Origin of the sequence: Rhodococcus sp. HM1, from assembly GCF_023218075.1 — a bacterium.
Classification (GTDB): domain Bacteria; phylum Actinomycetota; class Actinomycetes; order Mycobacteriales; family Mycobacteriaceae; genus Rhodococcus.
On sequence record NZ_JALPTB010000007.1, the window covers coordinates 54866 to 72470 of the forward strand.

16 protein-coding genes are annotated in these 17605 nt (G+C 70.0%); 7 read left to right on the plus strand and 9 right to left on the minus strand.

Annotated elements, in window-relative coordinates:
* Positions 1–31 precede the first annotated feature (31 nt).
* Both M1M07_RS06125 and M1M07_RS06130 read left to right on the plus strand, forming a co-directional pair.
* Positions 32–865, plus strand: a complete 834-nt coding sequence (locus M1M07_RS06125; protein ID WP_197253241.1) for a sulfurtransferase — start codon at positions 32–34, stop codon at positions 863–865.
* Between the two features lie 5 nt (positions 866–870).
* Positions 871–1176 (plus strand): DUF1416 domain-containing protein, encoded by a 306-nt coding sequence (locus M1M07_RS06130; RefSeq protein ID WP_197253243.1) that lies wholly within the window; start codon positions 871–873, stop codon positions 1174–1176.
* Positions 1177–1239: 63 nt separating this feature from the next.
* On the opposite strand, the gene M1M07_RS06135 is transcribed toward M1M07_RS06130, so the two are convergent.
* A complete protein-coding gene (locus M1M07_RS06135) occupies positions 1240–2523 on the minus strand; it encodes a cutinase family protein (RefSeq protein ID WP_248673615.1) in 1284 nt (427 codons plus the stop codon).
* A 252-nt stretch (positions 2524–2775) separates the two neighbouring features.
* Between M1M07_RS06135 and M1M07_RS06140 the strand changes: the two genes are divergently transcribed.
* Entirely contained in the window at positions 2776–3447 is a 672-nt protein-coding gene (locus M1M07_RS06140) for an FABP family protein (protein ID WP_248673578.1), read from the plus strand.
* Between the two features lie 330 nt (positions 3448–3777).
* On the opposite strand, the gene cydC is transcribed toward M1M07_RS06140, so the two are convergent.
* From cydC to M1M07_RS06165, 5 genes are all read right to left on the minus strand, one after another.
* Complete coding sequence (gene cydC, locus M1M07_RS06145; protein WP_248673579.1) at positions 3778–5457, minus strand: thiol reductant ABC exporter subunit CydC; 1680 nt, start codon at positions 5455–5457, stop codon at positions 3778–3780.
* A 104-nt stretch (positions 5458–5561) separates the two neighbouring features.
* Positions 5562–7271 (minus strand): thiol reductant ABC exporter subunit CydD, encoded by a 1710-nt coding sequence (gene cydD / locus M1M07_RS06150; protein ID WP_248673580.1) that lies wholly within the window; start codon positions 7269–7271, stop codon positions 5562–5564.
* Positions 7268–8311, minus strand: coding sequence for a cytochrome d ubiquinol oxidase subunit II (cydB, locus tag M1M07_RS06155; protein ID WP_197253249.1), 1044 nt, complete (start codon positions 8309–8311; stop codon positions 7268–7270). The genes cydD and cydB overlap by 4 nt, the downstream gene beginning before the upstream one ends.
* Before the next feature lie 12 nt (positions 8312–8323).
* Positions 8324–9817, minus strand: coding sequence for a cytochrome ubiquinol oxidase subunit I (locus tag M1M07_RS06160; protein ID WP_197253251.1), 1494 nt, complete (start codon positions 9815–9817; stop codon positions 8324–8326).
* A gap of 223 nt (positions 9818–10040) precedes the next feature.
* Positions 10041–10895: an aminodeoxychorismate lyase gene (locus M1M07_RS06165; RefSeq protein ID WP_248673581.1), complete on the minus strand. Its 855-nt coding sequence runs from the start codon at positions 10893–10895 to the stop codon at positions 10041–10043.
* 55 nt (positions 10896–10950) lie between these two features.
* On the opposite strand from M1M07_RS06165, the gene M1M07_RS06170 reads away from it, so the two are divergent.
* The 4 genes from M1M07_RS06170 (at position 10951) to M1M07_RS06185 (ending at position 14100) form a co-directional block, all read left to right on the plus strand.
* Entirely contained in the window at positions 10951–12081 is a 1131-nt protein-coding gene (locus M1M07_RS06170; protein WP_248673582.1) for a folate-binding protein, read from the plus strand.
* Positions 12078–12752 (plus strand): MOSC domain-containing protein, encoded by a 675-nt coding sequence (locus tag M1M07_RS06175; protein WP_197253360.1) that lies wholly within the window; start codon positions 12078–12080, stop codon positions 12750–12752. Before M1M07_RS06170 ends, M1M07_RS06175 begins: the two co-directional genes overlap by 4 nt.
* Positions 12749–13705, plus strand: coding sequence for an asparaginase (locus M1M07_RS06180; RefSeq protein ID WP_197253362.1), 957 nt, complete (start codon positions 12749–12751; stop codon positions 13703–13705). Before M1M07_RS06175 ends, M1M07_RS06180 begins: the two co-directional genes overlap by 4 nt.
* Positions 13706–13908: 203 nt before the next feature.
* Entirely contained in the window at positions 13909–14100 is a 192-nt protein-coding gene (locus tag M1M07_RS06185) for a DUF3073 domain-containing protein (protein ID WP_197253364.1), read from the plus strand.
* Between the two features lie 218 nt (positions 14101–14318).
* Here M1M07_RS06185 and purM read toward each other — a convergent pair whose 3' ends face one another.
* The 3 genes from purM to M1M07_RS06200 form a co-directional block, all read right to left on the minus strand.
* Positions 14319–15392: a phosphoribosylformylglycinamidine cyclo-ligase gene (gene purM, locus M1M07_RS06190; RefSeq protein WP_197253366.1), complete on the minus strand. Its 1074-nt coding sequence runs from the start codon at positions 15390–15392 to the stop codon at positions 14319–14321.
* A gap of 151 nt (positions 15393–15543) precedes the next feature.
* The gene (gene purF / locus M1M07_RS06195) at positions 15544–17133 is read right to left on the minus strand and encodes an amidophosphoribosyltransferase (RefSeq protein WP_197253368.1); all 1590 of its coding nucleotides are present in this window, start codon (positions 17131–17133) and stop codon (positions 15544–15546) included.
* An 80-nt stretch (positions 17134–17213) separates the two neighbouring features.
* The gene (locus tag M1M07_RS06200) at positions 17214–17603 is read right to left on the minus strand and encodes a sterol carrier family protein (RefSeq protein WP_197253370.1); all 390 of its coding nucleotides are present in this window, start codon (positions 17601–17603) and stop codon (positions 17214–17216) included.
* Positions 17604–17605: the final 2 nt, after the last annotated feature.

The window sequence follows — 17605 nt, forward strand, 5'->3', positions numbered from 1 at the left end:
ACTTCCTCAGTCACCACCGAAAGGAATATCCATGGCTCGCTCCGACGTCCTGGTCTCTGCAGACTGGGCCGAGCAGAACCTCAACGCGCCGAAGACCGTCTTCATCGAGGTCGACGAGGACACCACCGCCTACGACGGTGGCCACATCCCCGGCGCGATCAAGCTCGACTGGCGCAAGGACCTGCAGGACGGCGTGCGCCGCGACTTCCTGAACCAGGAGCAGTTCTCCGAGCTGCTGTCCGCCAAGGGCGTCGCCAACGACGACACCGTCGTGCTGTACGGCGGCAACAACAACTGGTTCGCGGCCTACGCGTACTGGTACTTCAAGCTGTACGGCCACCAGGACATCAAGCTGATCGACGGCGGCCGCAAGAAGTGGGAGCTCGACGGTCGTGAGCTGTCGAAGGAGCCCGTCACCCGCCCGGCCACCGAGTACAAGGCCGCCACGCCGGACACCTCGATCCGCGCGTTCCGCGACGACGTGATCGCCGCGATCGGCAAGGCCAACCTGGTCGACGTGCGCTCCCCCGACGAGTACTCCGGCAAGATCCTCGCGCCGGCGCACCTCCCGCAGGAGCAGGCGCAGCAGCGCGGCCACGTCCCCGGTGCCATCAACATCCCGTGGAGCACCACCGCCAACGAGGACGGCACCTTCAAGTCCGACGAGGACCTTGCAAAGCTGTACGCGGACAAGGGATTCGACGACTCCAAGGAGACCATCGCCTACTGCCGCATCGGCGAGCGCTCGAGCCACACCTGGTTCGTGCTGCAGGAGATCCTCGGCAAGAAGAACGTCAAGAACTACGACGGCAGCTGGGTCGAGTACGGCTCGCTGGTCGGCGCACCGATCGAGTTGGGAGCGTAAGAAACATGTGCGGAGCACCCGTTCAGAGCCAGAGCCTGCCTGCCGGCGTCGACGTCGAGAAGGAAACGGTCATCACCGGCCGGGTCCTCGACGCAGACGGCCAGCCCGTCGGCGGTGCATTCGTGCGCCTGCTCGACGGCACCGATGAGTTCACCGCCGAGGTCGTCGCCTCCGCGACCGGCGACTTCCGCTTCTTCGCCGCGCCCGGCACCTGGAAGGTCCGTGCACTCTCGAGCGTCGGCAACGGCGACTCCACCATCAGCCCGACCGCGGCCGGTGTGCACAACGTCGACGTGACCGTCGCCAAGTAACAAGCACCGACACAGCGAAGGGGCCCGTTCCGTATCGGAACGGGCCCCTTCGCTCGGTTCGCGTCAGTTGCCGGCCGGATCCCGGTCCCGCTCGGCGCGGGCAAGCTCGTCCCCGCGCTCGGCGCGGGCGAGCTCGTCCCCGCGCTCGGCGCGGGCGAGCTCGTCCCCGCGCTCGGCGCGGGCGAGCTCACTGATCCAGTCGACGATCTTCTCGCTCTCCCAGTACCACGGGTCGTTCGGGTTGTTGTTCCAGTACGCGATGTGCTGGAAGAACGCGAGGAAGATGTACGGCTTCAGGACGAGATCGACCACGCCGCTGTTGTCCTCGACGAAACCGGCGCCCTCGGCGCGCAGCTTCTCCTGGACGACCGGCATTCCGGGGCCCATGGCCCAGTCCAGCAGCTCCCGGCGCCGCTCGGGGCCGCGGTCCTCGCCGGGCACCCGGCGGCTCTGGTCCGCGACCGTGCGCAGGACGTCGAGCAGCGATTCGTCGGACTGCCACCAGTCCTCGTCGGAGACGATGTGCGCGGCCGCGCGGGCCGCCATCGCGGAGATCACCCGCTCACCGTCGGTGATCGTCTGCAGGGGGTTCGCGAGGGTGAAACGCATCTGCCCGAGGACGCCGAGCGCCAGTTCGAGGATCGCGATGTCCTCGGGGGCGTCGCACGCGATGTCGTAGGGGCGGCAGGAGTACCGGACGCGGTCGGCGAGGGCGCCGTAGTCGGCGGGTTCGGACGACATGAAACCGCCGCCGGCCGGGCCCGGCTCACCGAACGAATCGGCTCCTGCGGGCCGGTAGGGGTCGCCGATGAGAACGACCCCGGCGACGTCGTCGGGGCTCACGTGGGCATCGGCGGGACGATGCCCGAGTTCCCGGGTGACGCGCTCGACGACCTCCCCACCGACGCTGTAGCCGACGAGCACGAATCGCGTGCTGTCCCTGCACCGGGTCTTCTGCTCGTCGAGGATGCGGTTCGTCGACGCCACCCCCGCGGCCACCGAATCCTGGTAGGTGGGCACGTCCTCGAACAGGCCGAGGCCGTAGGTGGAGGGATAGGGCACGTACATCCAACCCACCGAACCGGGATCCGCGCTGTTGGCCTCGCCCACGGGGACGGTCACGTTGCCGACCCAGTTGGACCACAACTGGCGGGTTTCCTCCTCGACCGGATTCCGGTCGGCGGTCGAATCGGTGGCACCCGAGACGGCGACGATCAGCAGGTCCGGGCAGTCGAGCGCCGCGTTGTCGGGATGGATCACCGGACCGGAGCCGGGCAGGCTCGAACCGCTCCCCGGCGCTGCCGCGGCGACGGGCACGGACAGGGCAGCGAGCGCCGCTGCGGACAGAACAGTAGTGCGAAACGGGCGCACGCGACCTCCGAAATGCGTGTGTCCGGCCGATGCTGCCGGATCGGAAGTACCTTATTCGCCCTGCCGGGCCTCCGCACGGTCTGATGCCGACGGCCGATTTTCGTGCCTCACGGCCGCGGTCTAAGATGTGCCCGTGGTCATTTTCTTCGAGGTCCTGCTTGTCCTTGCAGCGCTGCTCATCACGTGGTTCACGCTGTACACCATCTACCGTCTGGTCACCGACGAGTCGTGACGAGCGAACCCGGTGACAACCCCGGTGTCGTTCGCGGCAGCGGGGACAAGGCCGTCGCCGACGCGATCGAGCGCGCCAAGGCGACCGCGGACCTGAACGTTCCGGTCCTGCAGGGGCTGCCTCTGCCCGAGGACACCGCCAACCTGCGGCTCGGGCCGGATCTGCATCCCGCGCTGCTGGCGCTGCTGCCCATGGTCGGCGTGTGGCGCGGCGAGGGCGAGGGCAACGATCCCCGGACCGGCGACTACCACTTCGGTCAGCAGATCGTCGTCTCGCACGACGGTGGTGACTACCTCGTGTGGGAGTCGCGGTCCTGGAGACTCGACGAGAACGGCGAGTACGCCGCCCCGGATCGTCGGGAGAGCGGCTACTGGCGCGTCGCCGGGCAGGATGCCGTGGGCAGCGAGGATCCCGAAACCCTCGAGCTGCTGATCAGCCACAGCTCCGGTGTCGTCGAGCTCTACTACGGAACGGCCCTGACCCAGTCGTCGTGGGAGATCGCGACGGACGTGGTGATCCGCAGCCAGTCCGGTGAGGTCGTCGGCGGCGCCAAGCGTCTCTACGGAATCATCGAAGGCGGCGACCTCGCGTACGTCGAGGAACGCATCACCGCGGACGGCGACCTGAAGCCGCACCTGTCGGCGCGACTGTCGCGTCACATCGGCTGAGCGGTCGTATCCGCTGAGCGGTCACCTCCGCTGAACGAGCGCCGACCCGCGCTCGACATCGCTGTCCCCCTACACCGTGATCCGCCCGTAGACACGGAGCGACCCCCGAGCCATACCGGCGAGGGCGGACGCATCCACTCCCTCACAGGTCCCGGCCGGACAGACCGGGGGCTCGGGGGCCGGGTGACTACCTGGGATTCGCCAGCCGCGCGCGGTCGGTGAATACCGTCGTCGGCGACAGCGGCTAGCCGGCAGCCACCTCACGTGTCCGACATTCACTCATTGTCCAGACCACCTCCTTCCTCGTGTACGGACGAACGTACGCCTCGGTCAGAGGGTCGGCAACGGATTATTTCCGGGGATGCTCTCCGGGACCTCGACGACCCGATCCGCGGCCGTTCCGGCGGGCAGCTGGTGGGTGACGACGACGACCGTGCGGTCGGCGTCGACCAGCCCGGCGTCCCGGTCCAGCAGCAGACGCTGCAGGTGCGCGCCGTCGTCGGCGTCGAGATGCTCGGTCGGTTCGTCGAGCAGCAGCACCTTCACCGGTGACAACAGCGCCCGCGCCAGCAGGAGTCGTCGGCGCTGACCACCCGACAGCGCGCGGGCCCCGCCCTCGAGGGTCGTGTGCAGCCCGTCCGGCAGCCCCGAGACCCACTCCCCCAGCCCGACCGCCTCGAGCGCGGCCGTCGCGTCGTTCTCGTCGACGTCGCCGCGCGCCACGCGCAGGTTCTCGAGCACCGACGTCTCGAAGACGTGGGCGTCCTCGGCGAAGAACCCGACGTGACGCGGCAGTTCGGTCCGGTCGAGCTCGTCGAGCGCGACGCCGTCGAGGGTGACGGACCCCGCGGCTGCGGGAAGCAGGCCGGCGAGCGTCATGATCGTGCTGGTCTTACCGCTGCCGCTGGCCCCGACGATGGCGACGCGTGCGCCGGGAGGCAGATCCAGGTCGAGCGCGGCCGACGCGCGGCCACCCGGCCAGCCACTGCGCAGCCCGGTCGCGCGCAGGTGCCCGGGACCGCCGATCGGGCGTGTTCCGTGCGGGACGGGCCGGTCGGCGCGGTCGAGCAGATCGGTGATCCGGCCGGCCGCGATCCGGGCGCGGGTCAACGTCAGCGCGGCGGCAGGCAACGCGCCCGCCGCCTCGAACGCGGCGAGCGGCAACAGCACGAGGATGCCCAGCGACATCGGGCTCATGGTCGGATCGGATGCGAACGCTGTGATGCCGACGAGCAGCGACCCGAGCACGGCGGCACCGATCGCGAGCGGGGTCGCGGCCTCGGCGAACGCGGCGGGCGCCGCGGCGCGGTCGGTCGCGGCGACCACCGCGTCATTCTCCGTCTCGGCCCGGCCGACCGTGGCGTCGAGCCGCCCCGCGACCCTCAATTCCGCGGCGTGGTCGAGGACGGTGACGGCGTCCTGCGCGAACCGGGCGCGGGCGTCGGCTCCGTCGGCCTCGGCGCGGGCGGCGGCGCGCGCGGACAGCCACGGCGCCAGCACCCCGGCGACGAGCAGGGCGCCGGCGAGGATCGCCGCTGCGGGCAGCGAGATCAGGGCCAGCGCGACGACGGCGGCCGCGGACAGCACGATCGCGACGGTGATGGGCACGAGCGCGCGCACCACCACATCGCCCAGCGCGTCCACGTCGGCGCCGGTGCGGGTGAGCAGGTCGCCGCGGCGCAGGCCTGCGGATGCGGCGGGGTCGCCCGCCGCGAGCCGACGGTAGAGCCCGGCGCGGGCGGCGGTGGTGCCGCGCAGCGCGACGTCGTGGGTGGCCAGGCGCTCGCAGTAGCGGAACAGGCCCCGCGAGATGCCGAGGGCACGCACGGCCACGACCGCGACGGTGAGGTCGAGGACGGGAGGCATCTGCCAGGCGCGGATGATGAGCCACGCCGAGAGCCCCGACAGCAGCAGCGCGGCCCCGAGGGTCGCGACACCGGCCGCGACGGCGACGAGGACGCGGCGGGGTTCCAGTTCGAGCAGGGCCATGGCGCGGCGCAGATCGCCCATCGGGCGGTCGCGTCGGACGCCCCCTGCCTTCCCGAGCGAATGTATCGTTCGCTCGGTTGAAGGAGACGAGCGATACATTCGCTCCGAGGCTCGGCGGCGAAGGGTCATCGTGCGGTCACCTCCACGACGGTGTCGGCGGCGGCGAGCAGGGTGGGCCGGTGCGCGACGACGACGACGGTCGCGCCGCGGTCCGCGCGTTCGCGCAGTGCGGCCAGGACGGTCGCCTCGGTCGCGGTGTCGAGGTGTGCGGTCGGTTCGTCGAGCAGCAGCACCGGACGCGGGGACGCGAGGGTGCGGGTCAGCGCGAGACGTTGCCGCTGGCCGAGGGACAGGCCGGTTCCGCCGGCTCCGACCCGGGTGTCCCATCCGTCCGGGAGTTCGTCCAGCACCTCGTCGAACCCTGTTGCAGCACAGACATCTACAAGACCGGGTGAGGTGGCGTCGACACCGGTGAGCGCGAGATTGTCGGCGAGGGTCCCGGGCAGCAGGACCGGCCGCTGCGGCAGCCAGGCGACCTGCGACCACCAGGCGTCGGTGCCGCGCACTTCGTCGCCGCCGATCAGGACGCGGCCGGACGAGGGTTCGGCGAGACCGAGGATCGCGAGCAGCGCGGTGCTCTTGCCGGCGCCGTTGGCGCCGGTGAGCACGGTGATCGTGCCGGGGCGGCACACCGCGTCGAGGTCGTGCGGGGCGTAGCCGTCGCGACCCGCAACGGACACGCCGTCGAGCACGAGGTCGCGACCGCGGGCGTCGAGTGCGCGTCCTCCCGCGGGCGTGACGGCAGCCGGGGACGCGGTGTCGAGGATCGCGAAAGCCCTTTCCGCCGCGGCCATTCCGTCCTCGGCGGCATGGAACTTGGCGCCGACGGTACGCAGAGGCAGATACGCCTCGGGCGCGAGAATCAACGCGACGATCCCGGCCTCGAGCGGCATCCCGCCGACGACGAGACGCAACCCGATACCGACGGCGACGAGCGCCACCGACAGGGTCGCGAGGAATTCGAGCACCGAACCGGACAGGAACGCGACCCGCAGCGCCGACATGGTGGCGCGGCGGTGGTCGTCCCCGAGTTCGCGGACGCGGCCGGCGGGTCCCTTCTCGCGACCGAGCGCGCGCAGGGTCGGCAGGCCCGCGAGCAGGTCGAGCAACTGTGCGGACAGGGTGGTCATCGTGCGCAGGGTGCGGTCGGCGCGACCCTTGGTGAGCAGGCCGATGAGGATCATGAACACCGGGATGAGCGGCAGGGTCACGGCGACGACGATCGCGGAGGTGAGGTCCTGGGTCGCGATGGCGACGAGCACGATGGGGGTGGACACGACCGCGAGCAGCAGCGCCGGCACGTAGCCGGTGAGGTATTCGGTCAGGCCGCCGAGTCCGCGGGTGAGCACCGTGGCGATCTCGTCGCGGCGCGGATCCAGGTCGCGGGGCGGCGTCGCCGCGGCCGCGGCGAGTACCTCGTGTTCGAGTTCGGCGACGACCCGGCTCGCGGAACGGTGCGCGTAACGGCTGCGTACCCAGGTGGTGACGACACGCACCGCGATCGCCGCGGCCAGCACGATCAGATCGGTGCGCCAGTCCCCCAGGGCGCGAGCGTCGGTGGTGATGACCCCTGCGAGGATCCGGCCGATCATCAACGCGGACACCACGATTGCCGCGACGTCGATCAGCGCGGCGACGACCGACAGGACGAGATATCCGCGGACGGACGCCGAATAGCGCCACAGCCGCGGATCGATCGGGCGACGACGCCCCCGCGCACCGCCGGATTCCGCGGAATCGGGACGGTGCGCGGGGGTGACGTCGGGGGTGGTCACGACCGGCCCGCTCCGATCGGCAGGCCGATCGACTTCGGGATGTGATGGGTCGAGATGCGCTGGCGGAAGACCCAGTACGTCCAGCCCTGGTAGATCAGGACGACCGGGGTGACGAGGACGGCTGCCCACGTCATGATCTTCAGCGTGTACGGGCTCGACGACGCGTTCTCGATCGTCAGCGACCACGCCTCGTTCAGCGTCGACGGCATGACGTTCGGGAACAGCGAGCCGAAGAGCAGCACGATCGTGCCCGCGATCGCGACGGTCGTGAACACGAACGCCCAGCCTTCCCGCTCGACGCGGGTGAGTGCGACGACGGCGAGCAACGCGGCCGCGGCGATCGCCACGAGGATCCACGTCCAGGTCTTGCCGTAGGCCAGTTGCGTCCACAGCACGAACGCGCCGGCCACGACGACCGTCGGAATCGACAGGCGGTGCGCGAGTTTCACCGCGTCACCGCGGACCTCGTCACCGGTCTTGAGTGCGAGGAACACCGCGCCGTGCAAGGCGAACACGAGTGCCGTGGTGACACCACCGAGCAGCGCGTACGGGTTCAGCAGCGCGAAGAACCCGCCGACGTACTGCTTGTCCTCGTCGATCGCGACGCCGCGGACGATGTTGGCGAACGCCACACCCCACAGGACGGCCGGCACCCAGGATCCGACGATGATGCCGAGGTCCCAGCGGCGACGCCAGGTCGGGTCGTCGATCTTGCCGCGGTACTCGATCGCGCAGACCCGCACGATGAGCGCGAGCAGGATCAGCAGCAGCGGCAGGTAGAACCCGGAGAACAACGTCGCGTACCACTCGGGGAACGCCGCGAAGAGCGCACCCCCGGCGGTGAGCAGCCACACCTCGTTGCCGTCCCACACCGGCCCGATCGTGTTGAGCAGCACGCGCCGCCGGGTGTCGGCGACCTCGTCCCCGCCCCGTCCGAGGACGGGCATGAGCATGCCGACGCCGAAGTCGAAGCCTTCGAGCACGAAGTATCCGGTGAACAGCACCGCGATGAGGACGAACCAGAGCTCTTGAAGTCCCATGATCGTGCTCTCCTAGTACGCGAAGGACAGTTGCTTGGGCCGGCCGTCGTCGGGTTCGTCGTGCTCGCCCGGCGGGTGCGCGTCGTGCGGCAGGGGCCCTTCGATCGTGTAGCGGCGGATCAGCCAGAACCACACCACGCCCAGGGCGGCGTACACGAGGGTGAACGCAACCAGCGACGTGATGACGGTGGCACCGGCATTGTCGGAGACGCCCTGGTCGACGGTGAGCCGGATCATGTCCACACCGGTCGGGTTGGGGTGCACGACCCAGGGCTGGCGTCCCATCTCGGTGAAGATCCAGCCTGCGCTGTTGGCCAGGAACGGGGTCGGGATCGCGAGGACGCTGAGCCACCCGAACCACTTCTGGTCGGGGACACGGCCGCCGCGCGTGACCCACAGTCCCGCCAGCGCCAGGGCCAGCGAGCCCGCACCGAGCCCGATCATGGCGCGGAACGACCAGTACGTCACGAACAGGTTGGGCCGGTAGTTGCCGGGACCGAACTGATCCTCGTACTGCTCCTGCAGATCCTGCACACCCTGCAGTTCGACGCCGGAGAAGTCGCCCTCGGCGAGGTAGGACAGGACGAACGGAACCTCGATGAGGTGGGTGACGCCGTCGCAGTCGTTGTGCGTGCCGATGGTCAGAACAGAGAAGTTCGGGTCGACCTCGGTGTGGCACAACGATTCCGCGGAGGCCATCTTCATCGGCTGCTGCTCGAACATCAGCTTGGCCTGGACGTCGCCGGTGAGGATCACGGCGACGCCGGAGATCATCATCACGAGCATGCCGAGCCGCGCGGCCGGACGGAAGATGCCCCGCGCGTCGCCCTCGAGCCGGTCCGCCTCGACGGCGTCGTCGGAGTCCTTGGCGCGCCTCATGTTCCGGACCATCCACCAACCGGCGATGCCCGCCACGAAGGTGCCCGCGGTGAGGAAGGCGCCGGCGACGGCGTGCGGGAACGCGGCCAGGGCCGTGTTGTTGGTCAGGAGCGTCCAGATGCTGGTGAGTTCGGCGCGCCCGGTCTCCGGATTGTAGATCGCGCCGACGGGGTGCTGCATGAACGAGTTCGCGGAGATGATGAAGAACGCCGACGCGTTCACGCCGATCGCGACCAGCCAGATCGTCGCGAGGTGAAGCAGTTTCGGCAGCCGGGTCCACCCGAAGATCCACAGGCCGAGGAACGTGGACTCGAGGAAGAACGCGACGAGGCCTTCGAGGGCCAGCGGCGCACCGAAGACGTCACCGACGAACCGGGAGTACTCGCTCCAGTTCATGCCGAACTGGAACTCCTGGACGATGCCGGTGGCGACACCGAGTGCGAAGTTGATGAGGAACAGCTTGCCGAAGAACTTGGTCAGCCGATACCAGTGGTCCTTCTTCGTGACCACCCACATCGTCTGCATGATCGCGATCATCGGCGCGAGGCCGATGGTCAGCGGGACGAGGATGAAGTGATAGACGGTGGTGATGCCGAACTGCCACCGGGACAGGTCCAACACATCCATGGCAACTCCGTGGTGACGCCCAGGAACAATCGCCGAATCCGGGCTGTGGGCAGACACACCCGAATTCAGTGCACAACGTATCGGCCCCGCGACGCGCGCGAGGACGATCCGGTGTTACTACGAACTGTAGTAGCTATTTGCCCCGGATACGGACACGGTGTCCACAAACACAGTCGTCCCGAATGAGGCCCCCGGCTCACCCGGAGCCTGCCGCCCGCGGTCTCTAGTCGATCGTGTCGACCGCCAGATCGACCAGTTCCTCGACCTCGCGGTCCAGAGCCCGCCGCTCGAGAGGATGCCCGTCGAGGGTGTGGACACGCGCCGCGAGCGCCACACTCGACACCAGCCACACCCCGTCGGCGACGATGAGGTCGGCCGGGCGCAGGGTTTCGTACCGGACGGAGAAATCGCGTTGTTCCGCGACCTCGAACAGCGCCTGCTGCGTGGTTCCCGGCAGGATCCCCTGCGCCGGGGGCGGGGTCAGCAACGTCCGGCCGCGGGCGATCACGACGGTCGAACGCGGACCCTCGAGCACGCATCCCTCGCTGCTGACGAAGATCACGTCGTCCACACCCAGGGACTCGGCGTGCCGCAGCGCCGCCATGTTCGTCGCATACGACAGCGTCTTCGCGCCGAGGAGCTGCCACGGTGCCCGCGACGCCAGATCCACCGAGAATCCCCGTTCGAGGGACACCACCGACACGCCGTCGCGCCGCGCCGCCTCGATCCGCTCCGCGACCGGGGTGACCAGCAGGAAGGCGGTCGGACCACCGCCGGTCTCGCGGCCCCGGGTGTACACCAGCCGCAGCGCGCCCTCACGGTCCTTGCCCCACTGTTCGACGGCCAAGTCGATCGCCGGCCGCCAGTCGTCGCGATCCGGTTCGGGCAGGCCCGCCGCCTCGGCGGACGCCGCCAGCCGGGCCAGGTGCCGATCGACGGTCCGTGCCCGCCCCTCCCGCACCAGCAATGTCTCGAAGACGCCGTCCCCCCGCAGCACACCGAAATCATCGGCATGGAGCAGCGGCGCATCCGCGTCCCGCACCTCGCCGTCCAGCGTCACCAGCACCCGATCAGCCATGGCGCCCACCCTATCCATTGGCGGTCCACGACCTTGTTCCCCATAGACTGGTGTCGTGGCCGAGTTTCCGATCGTGACCGAAAGCCCACTGCTCGCGCTCCCCGACGCCGTCGCCGCCCCCGCAGGCACACCCGATGCCGGACTTCCCTGGCACCACGGCGATCCCCTCGGTGAACAGCGCGCCGCGACGCTCGGAGCGGCGGTGATCGACCGGTCGACGCGGTTCGTCATCGCGATCTCCGGCGAGGAACGGCTCTCGTGGCTGCACACGATCTCGAGCCAGCACGTCGCAGCGCTGCCCGACGGCACCTCCGCCGAGAACCTGAGCCTGGACGCCAACGGGCGCATCGAACACCACTTCGTGCAGACCGATCTGGACGGTGTCACGTGGATCGACACCGAACCCGGGCGCGGACCCGATCTGCTGGCGTTCCTCACCAAGATGGTCTTCTGGGCCAAGGCCGAACCCCGCGACGGGAACGAGCTGGCGGTGCTGAGCCTGCTCGGACCGGAGTCCGGCGACCCGCGCATCCTCGCCGCGCTGGGTCTCGAGGCGCTGCCGGCCCGGCCGTACGACGCGGTCGCGCTGCCCGGCGGCGGGTTCGTGCGGCGCATGCCGTGGCCGACCGGCCATTCGTACGACCTGCTGGTGCCCCGGGAGAAGCTCACCGAGGTGTTCGGGGCGCTCACCGCAGCCGGCGCCCGCGCCGCCGGCACGTGGGCGTTCGAGGCGCTGCGCGTCGAGGCCGTGCGCCCGCGCATCGGACTCGACACCGACGAGCGCACCATCCCGCACGAGGCCCGCTGGATCGGCGGGCCCGACCGCTTCGGTGCCGTGCATCTCGACAAGGGGTGCTATCGGGGCCAGGAGACGGTGGCGCGGGTCGAGAATCTCGGCAAGCCGCCTCGGCACCTGGTGCTGCTGCACCTCGACGGTTCCGCCGACGGACGGCCCGAGCCCGGCGATCCGGTGACCGCCGACGGCCGGACCGTGGGCCGTCTGGGCACCGTCGTCGACCACCACGAACTCGGCCCGATCGCGCTCGCATTGATCAAGCGCACCGTTCCCGCCGGAACCGCGTTGGTCGCCGGACCCTGCGCCGCGGCGATCGACGCGGACTCCGTTCCGGACGACACCGGTGTCCAGGCGGGCCGCCTGGCCGTCGAACGGCTGCGCGGCCGGTGACCGCCGCAGACATCCGGCTCGGCCGGGTGGACGCGGTGTGTGTGGTGCATGCGATCCGGGACAGCGGTAGCCGCCGGGTTCCCGTCACGGCCATCGACAAGCGTCCTGTGTCCGATCCGGTGCACGTCGGCCCGCACGGCCTCACCGGCGACCGTCAGTGCGACACCGAGCACCACGGCGGCCGTTACAAGGCCGTGTACGTCTACGGCGAGGACGAGGCGCAGCGCTGGGTGTCCGAACTCGGCCGGGACCTGCCCGCGGGCTGGTTCGGTGAGAACCTGCGGCTGAGCGGCATCCCGACGACCGACGCGGTGATCGGCGAACGGTGGGCGGTCGGCACCGGTGGTCTGGTGCTCGAGGTGACCGAGCCGCGCACCCCCTGCGGAACCTTCGGAAGGTGGGCGGCCGAACCGCGCTGGGTCAAACGCTTCACCGAGCGCGGCGACACCGGCGCCTACCTGAAGGTCGTCGCCGAGGGCCCGGTCGCTGCGGGCGACCCGATCGAAGTGCTGTCCGTTCCCGCACACGGCGTCACCGTCCGGGATATGTTCACCGGACGCGACCCGGATCGGCTCGCGGTGCTGCTCGAACAGCAGCAGGATCTGTCGCCGACCCTCGTCGAGAAGGTCCGCCGGCGGCTCGCCGTACGACAGGTGCAGGGGGCGATGTGAGCGTCGAACTGGTGGAGGTCGTGCGGTCCGGGTTCCGCGAGTGCGTGCACCGCGGGTCCCTGATCGTCCTGGACCCGCGCGGCGAGGTGCTGATCTCGCTGGGCGAGGTGCACACGCCGATCTATCCGCGGTCGTCGAACAAGCCGCTGCAGGCCACGGCACTGCTGCGAAACGGTTTCGTCCCGCGCACCACGGCCGAGCTGGCCATCGCGACCGCGTCGCACGAAGGCGAGTCCGAGCACGTCGAGCTCGTCGAGGACCTGCTCGACGAGTACGGCTTCGACGAGACCGACCTGCAGTGCCCGGCGGACCTGCCGGGCAACGAACTGGCCCGCGCCGAGGTCCTCGCGTCCGGGCGGCCGCCGCGGACGGTGTACATGAACTGCTCCGGCAAGCACGCCGCGATGCTCGCCGCGTGCGCCGCGAGCGACTGGGATCCGCGCACCTACCTCGACCCGGCCCATCCGCTGCAGCAGGCCGTCGTCGACACCGTCCTGGACCTGGCCGGCGACTTCGAGGACGCCGAACTCGGCATCGACGGCTGCGGCCTGCCCATCGTTCCACTGCCGTTGTTCAACCTCGCGAGCGCGTACTCGCGGCTCGTCACCGCGGCCCCGGACACTCCCGAGCGGGCGGTCGCCGACGCGCTGCGCGCCCACCCGTTCCTGATCTCCGGAACCGGCAAGGACGACGTCCGCCTGATGACCGCGGTGCCGGGCCTGATGTGCAAGGCAGGGGCCGACGGTATCCACGCCGGCGCGCTGCCGGACGGCACCGCGTTCGCGTTCAAGATCGACGACGGTCACGAACGCGCCCGGCTGCCGTTGACCGCGGCGCTGCTGCACCGTCTCGGTGTCGACTTGTCGGAGGAACTCGCGACGCTCGCCTCGCAGCCGGTGCTCGGTGGAGGCAAGCGTGTGGGCACCGTTCGCGCGATTCCGGGGGTGTTCTGACCTCCGATCGCCAGACGAACCCCCGACGAACCGCGCTGTCGCCGCAGGTCGTGCCCAGGTGAGACGCATCGGACACGGCCCTGGAGGGGTGTGTGGAGGCGGAACGAACTTTTCCACGCTAGAGTGGAGCGCAGGAAAATACTCACATCACCGGGGCCGCCAAATTCCCCAGGCCGCCCCGTCAAAGCGCGAGGGGGTTAGCCATGGGCCGCGGCCGGGCTAAGGCAAAGCAGACCAAGGTTGCACGGCAACTCAAGTACAGCTCGCCGTCCACCGACTTCGAGAGCCTCCAGCGAGAGTTGTCTGGTGGTGAACCCATCTCGCACCGGGACGAAGTCTTCGCTGAACAACGCTCCGGTTGGGACGACGACTCGGACGACGACTGGCGTCGCTGACCCAGAGTAATCCCACGCACGGATCGGGGAGCCGGCAACACCGGCTCCCCTTACTGGCGCACGACGCACCCGCGCACGGTGTGTCGTCCGGGTTCCGCACCCGCCGGCGCGGATGCTCCCCGGTACCGGGATCTCAGCCACGCACCTGAGCACAAAGCGCTGCGCCCGGGCCATCCAGGTGGCCCGGGCGCAGCGCTTTGCTTTGGAAGCCGATCCGGCTAGAACCGCGGGTGGTCGCCGAGCAGCACGGCCCGCACGTCGTCCTGGTCCTGCGCCTTGCGGACGGTACCGAGGGTCCAGCAGTCGATGTGCCGGGCGGTGAGCACGGCCAGCGCGCGGTCGACGTCCTCCGGCGCGACGATCGCGACCATGCCGACGCCCATGTTGAACGTCTTCTCCATCTCGGCGCGCTCGACGCGACCGCGCTGGGCGATCATCCCGAACACCGGCGCCGGGCTCCACGTCGTGCGGTCCAGCTCGGCGACGAGGCCCTTCGGCATGACGCGCGCGAGGTTCGCGGCGAGGCCACCACCGGTGACGTGGCAGAACGTGCGGACCTCGGTCTCGGCGGCGAGCGCCAGGCAGTCCTTGGCGTAGATGCGGGTCGGCTCGAGCAGTTCCTCGCCGAGCGTGCGGCTGAACTCGTCGACGTGCGCCGTCAGGCTCATCTTGCCGATCTCGAGCAGCACCTTGCGGGCGAGCGAGTAGCCGTTCGAATGCAGACCCGAGGAGCCCATGGCGATGACCACGTCGCCCGGACGGACCCGGTCGGGGCCGAGCAGCTTGTCGGCCTCGACGACACCGACACCGGTCGCGGACAGGTCGTAGTCGCCGTCCGCCATCACACCGGGATGCTCGGCCGTCTCGCCGCCGAGCAGCGCGCAACCGGCCTGGATGCAGCCCTCGGCGATACCGCCGACGATCTCCGCGACCCGCTCGGGAACGACCCGGCCGACGGCGATGTAGTCCTGGAGGAACAGCGGCTCCGCGCCGCACACGACCAGGTCGTCGACGACCATCGCGACGAGGTCGAGACCGACGGTGTCGTGCTTGTCGAGCGCCTGCGCGACCGCGAGCTTCGTGCCGACCCCGTCGGTGGACGACGCCAGCAGGGGCTCCTTGTAGTCACCCTTGAGCGCGAACAGGCCCGCGAATCCACCGAGGCCGCCGAGCACCTCCGGTCGGGTCGCCTTCTTCGCGAGCGGCGCGAACAGTTCGACGGCTCGGTCGCCTGCCTCGATGTCCACGCCCGCCGCTGCGTAGGAAGCTCCGGGGGTTGTGTCCTCGGTCATGGGTTGTCGGCTCCAGCCTCGAGTTGTGGTGAACAGGTGTGCCGGCACCGTCGTTCGGGCGCGCGTGTGCACGCCGAAAGCAGCCGGCCGCGCACCTACGGTACCGGACCGGCCGGGACCGTCGGTGCGCGAGGAGAGAAAAGTCCGGACCTCAGGGACGGCTCAACGCGTCCGCGTTGTCGTTGTCGAGGACCGTAGGGGTGTCCGATTCGACGTCGACGACGCCCTCGAGGACGTCCTTGCCGACGGCGTGCTCCTTCGGCAGCGCGATCGGGTAGCGACCGTCGAAGCAGGCCGCGCACAACCGTGAGGCGGGCTGCTCGGTCGCGCCGATCATGCCGTCGATGGAGATGTAGCCGAGCGAGTCGGCGCCGATCGAGCGGCGCACCATCTCGACCATCTCGTCGAAGTCGTGTTCGGAGACGTGTGCGGCGTCGTCGCGGGTGCCGCTGCCGTTGGCGATCAGCTCCGCCGGGGAGGCGAAGTCGATGCCGTAGAAGCAGGGCCACTTGACCGGCGGGGACGCGATCCGCACGTGGATCTCCAGAGCCCCTGCCTCGCGCAGCATCCGGATCAGGGCGCGCTGGGTGTTGCCGCGCACGATCGAGTCGTCGACGACGACGAGCCGCTTGCCGCGGATCACCTCGCGCAACGGGTTGAGCTTGAGCCGGATACCGAGCTGACGGATCGTCTGGCTGGGCTGGATGAAGGTGCGGCCCACGTAGGCGTTCTTCATCAGGCCCTGCCCGTAGGGCACGCCCGAACCCTGCGCGTAACCGACCGCGGCGGGTGTCCCGGACTCGGGCACCGGGATCACCAGATCCGCGTCGACCGGGTGTTCCTTCGCGAGACGACGGCCGATCTCGACACGCGTCGCGTGCACCGACCGGCCGGCGATCGTGGAGTCGGGACGGGCGAGGTAGACGTACTCGAAGACGCAGCCCTTGGGCTCGGGGTTCGCGAACCGCGACGACCGCACGCCGTCGGCGTCGATCGCGAGCAGCTCACCGGGCTCGATGTCGCGGACGAAGGATGCGCCGACGATGTCGAGGGCCGCGGTCTCGCTCGCGACGACCCAGCCGCGGTCGAGGCGGCCCAGACACAGCGGGCGGATGCCCCACGGGTCGCGCGCCGCGTACAGGGTGTGCTCGTCCATGAAGGTCAGGCAGAACGCGCCGCGCAGCTTCGGGAAGAGCTTCATCGCGGCCTGCTCGAGGGTGCCTTCGGCGACGGTGTGGGCGAGGAGCGCACCGACGATGTCGGAGTCCGAGGTCGCGGCACCGGGCCGGGCGGGGTCGATGATGCCCAGTTCACGGGCTCGCTGGGCGAGTTCCGCGGTGTTGACGAGGTTGCCGTTGTGGCCGAGCGCGACACCGGTGCCGGCGGCGGTCGTCCGGAAGATCGGCTGTGCGTTCTCCCAGGTCGTCGAACCGGTCGTCGAGTAGCGGCAGTGGCCGACGGCGATGTGGCCGGGCATCGCGGCGAGCGTCTGCTCGTCGAACACCTGGCTCACCAGGCCGAGATCCTTGAAGACGAGCACCTGCGAGCCGTCCGCGACGGCGATGCCGGCCGCTTCCTGTCCGCGGTGCTGCAGCGCGTAGAGGCCGTAGTACGTGAGCTTCGCCACGTCCTCGCCGGGAGCCCAGACTCCGAAGACGCCGCACTCCTCGCGAGGCTCGTTTTCGGGTTCATCGGAGGCGAGAAGATTGCGAGTGTGGACCGACAGATCGGCACTGGTCACCGGGGTGCTCCCTGGGGCTGGACAAGGGCGGGGCATACCCATTCTACGAGCAGGTTCCGGTAAGCCCTATCCGGGACTCGTCACACGACCCGCATCAGCGGCAGCCAGTGGGCGATCTCCGCGGCCCGGCTCCCGGACGCATCGAGCTTCCCGGACGCGACCGCGTCGTCGTATCCGAGGAGGCCGGTCGCGAGCAGCAGCCAGGTGCGGGGCTCGGTTTCGACGACGTTCGGCGGTGTGCCGCGGGTGTGCCGCAGCCCCTCGATGCACTGCACCGCCACGAACGGCGGTACCCGCACCTCCACGCTGGCTCCCGGCGCCACCTGCTCGAGGGTGCGAGCGCTGAGCCGGACCGCCGCGGCGAGATCCGCCCGCGCCGGCCGGTCGTCGCTTTCGCCGCGCAGCCACGGCGCGACCCGGAGCAGGGCGTCTCTGAGTTCGGCGGGGTCGACGGGTTTGCGGGGTGCCACGG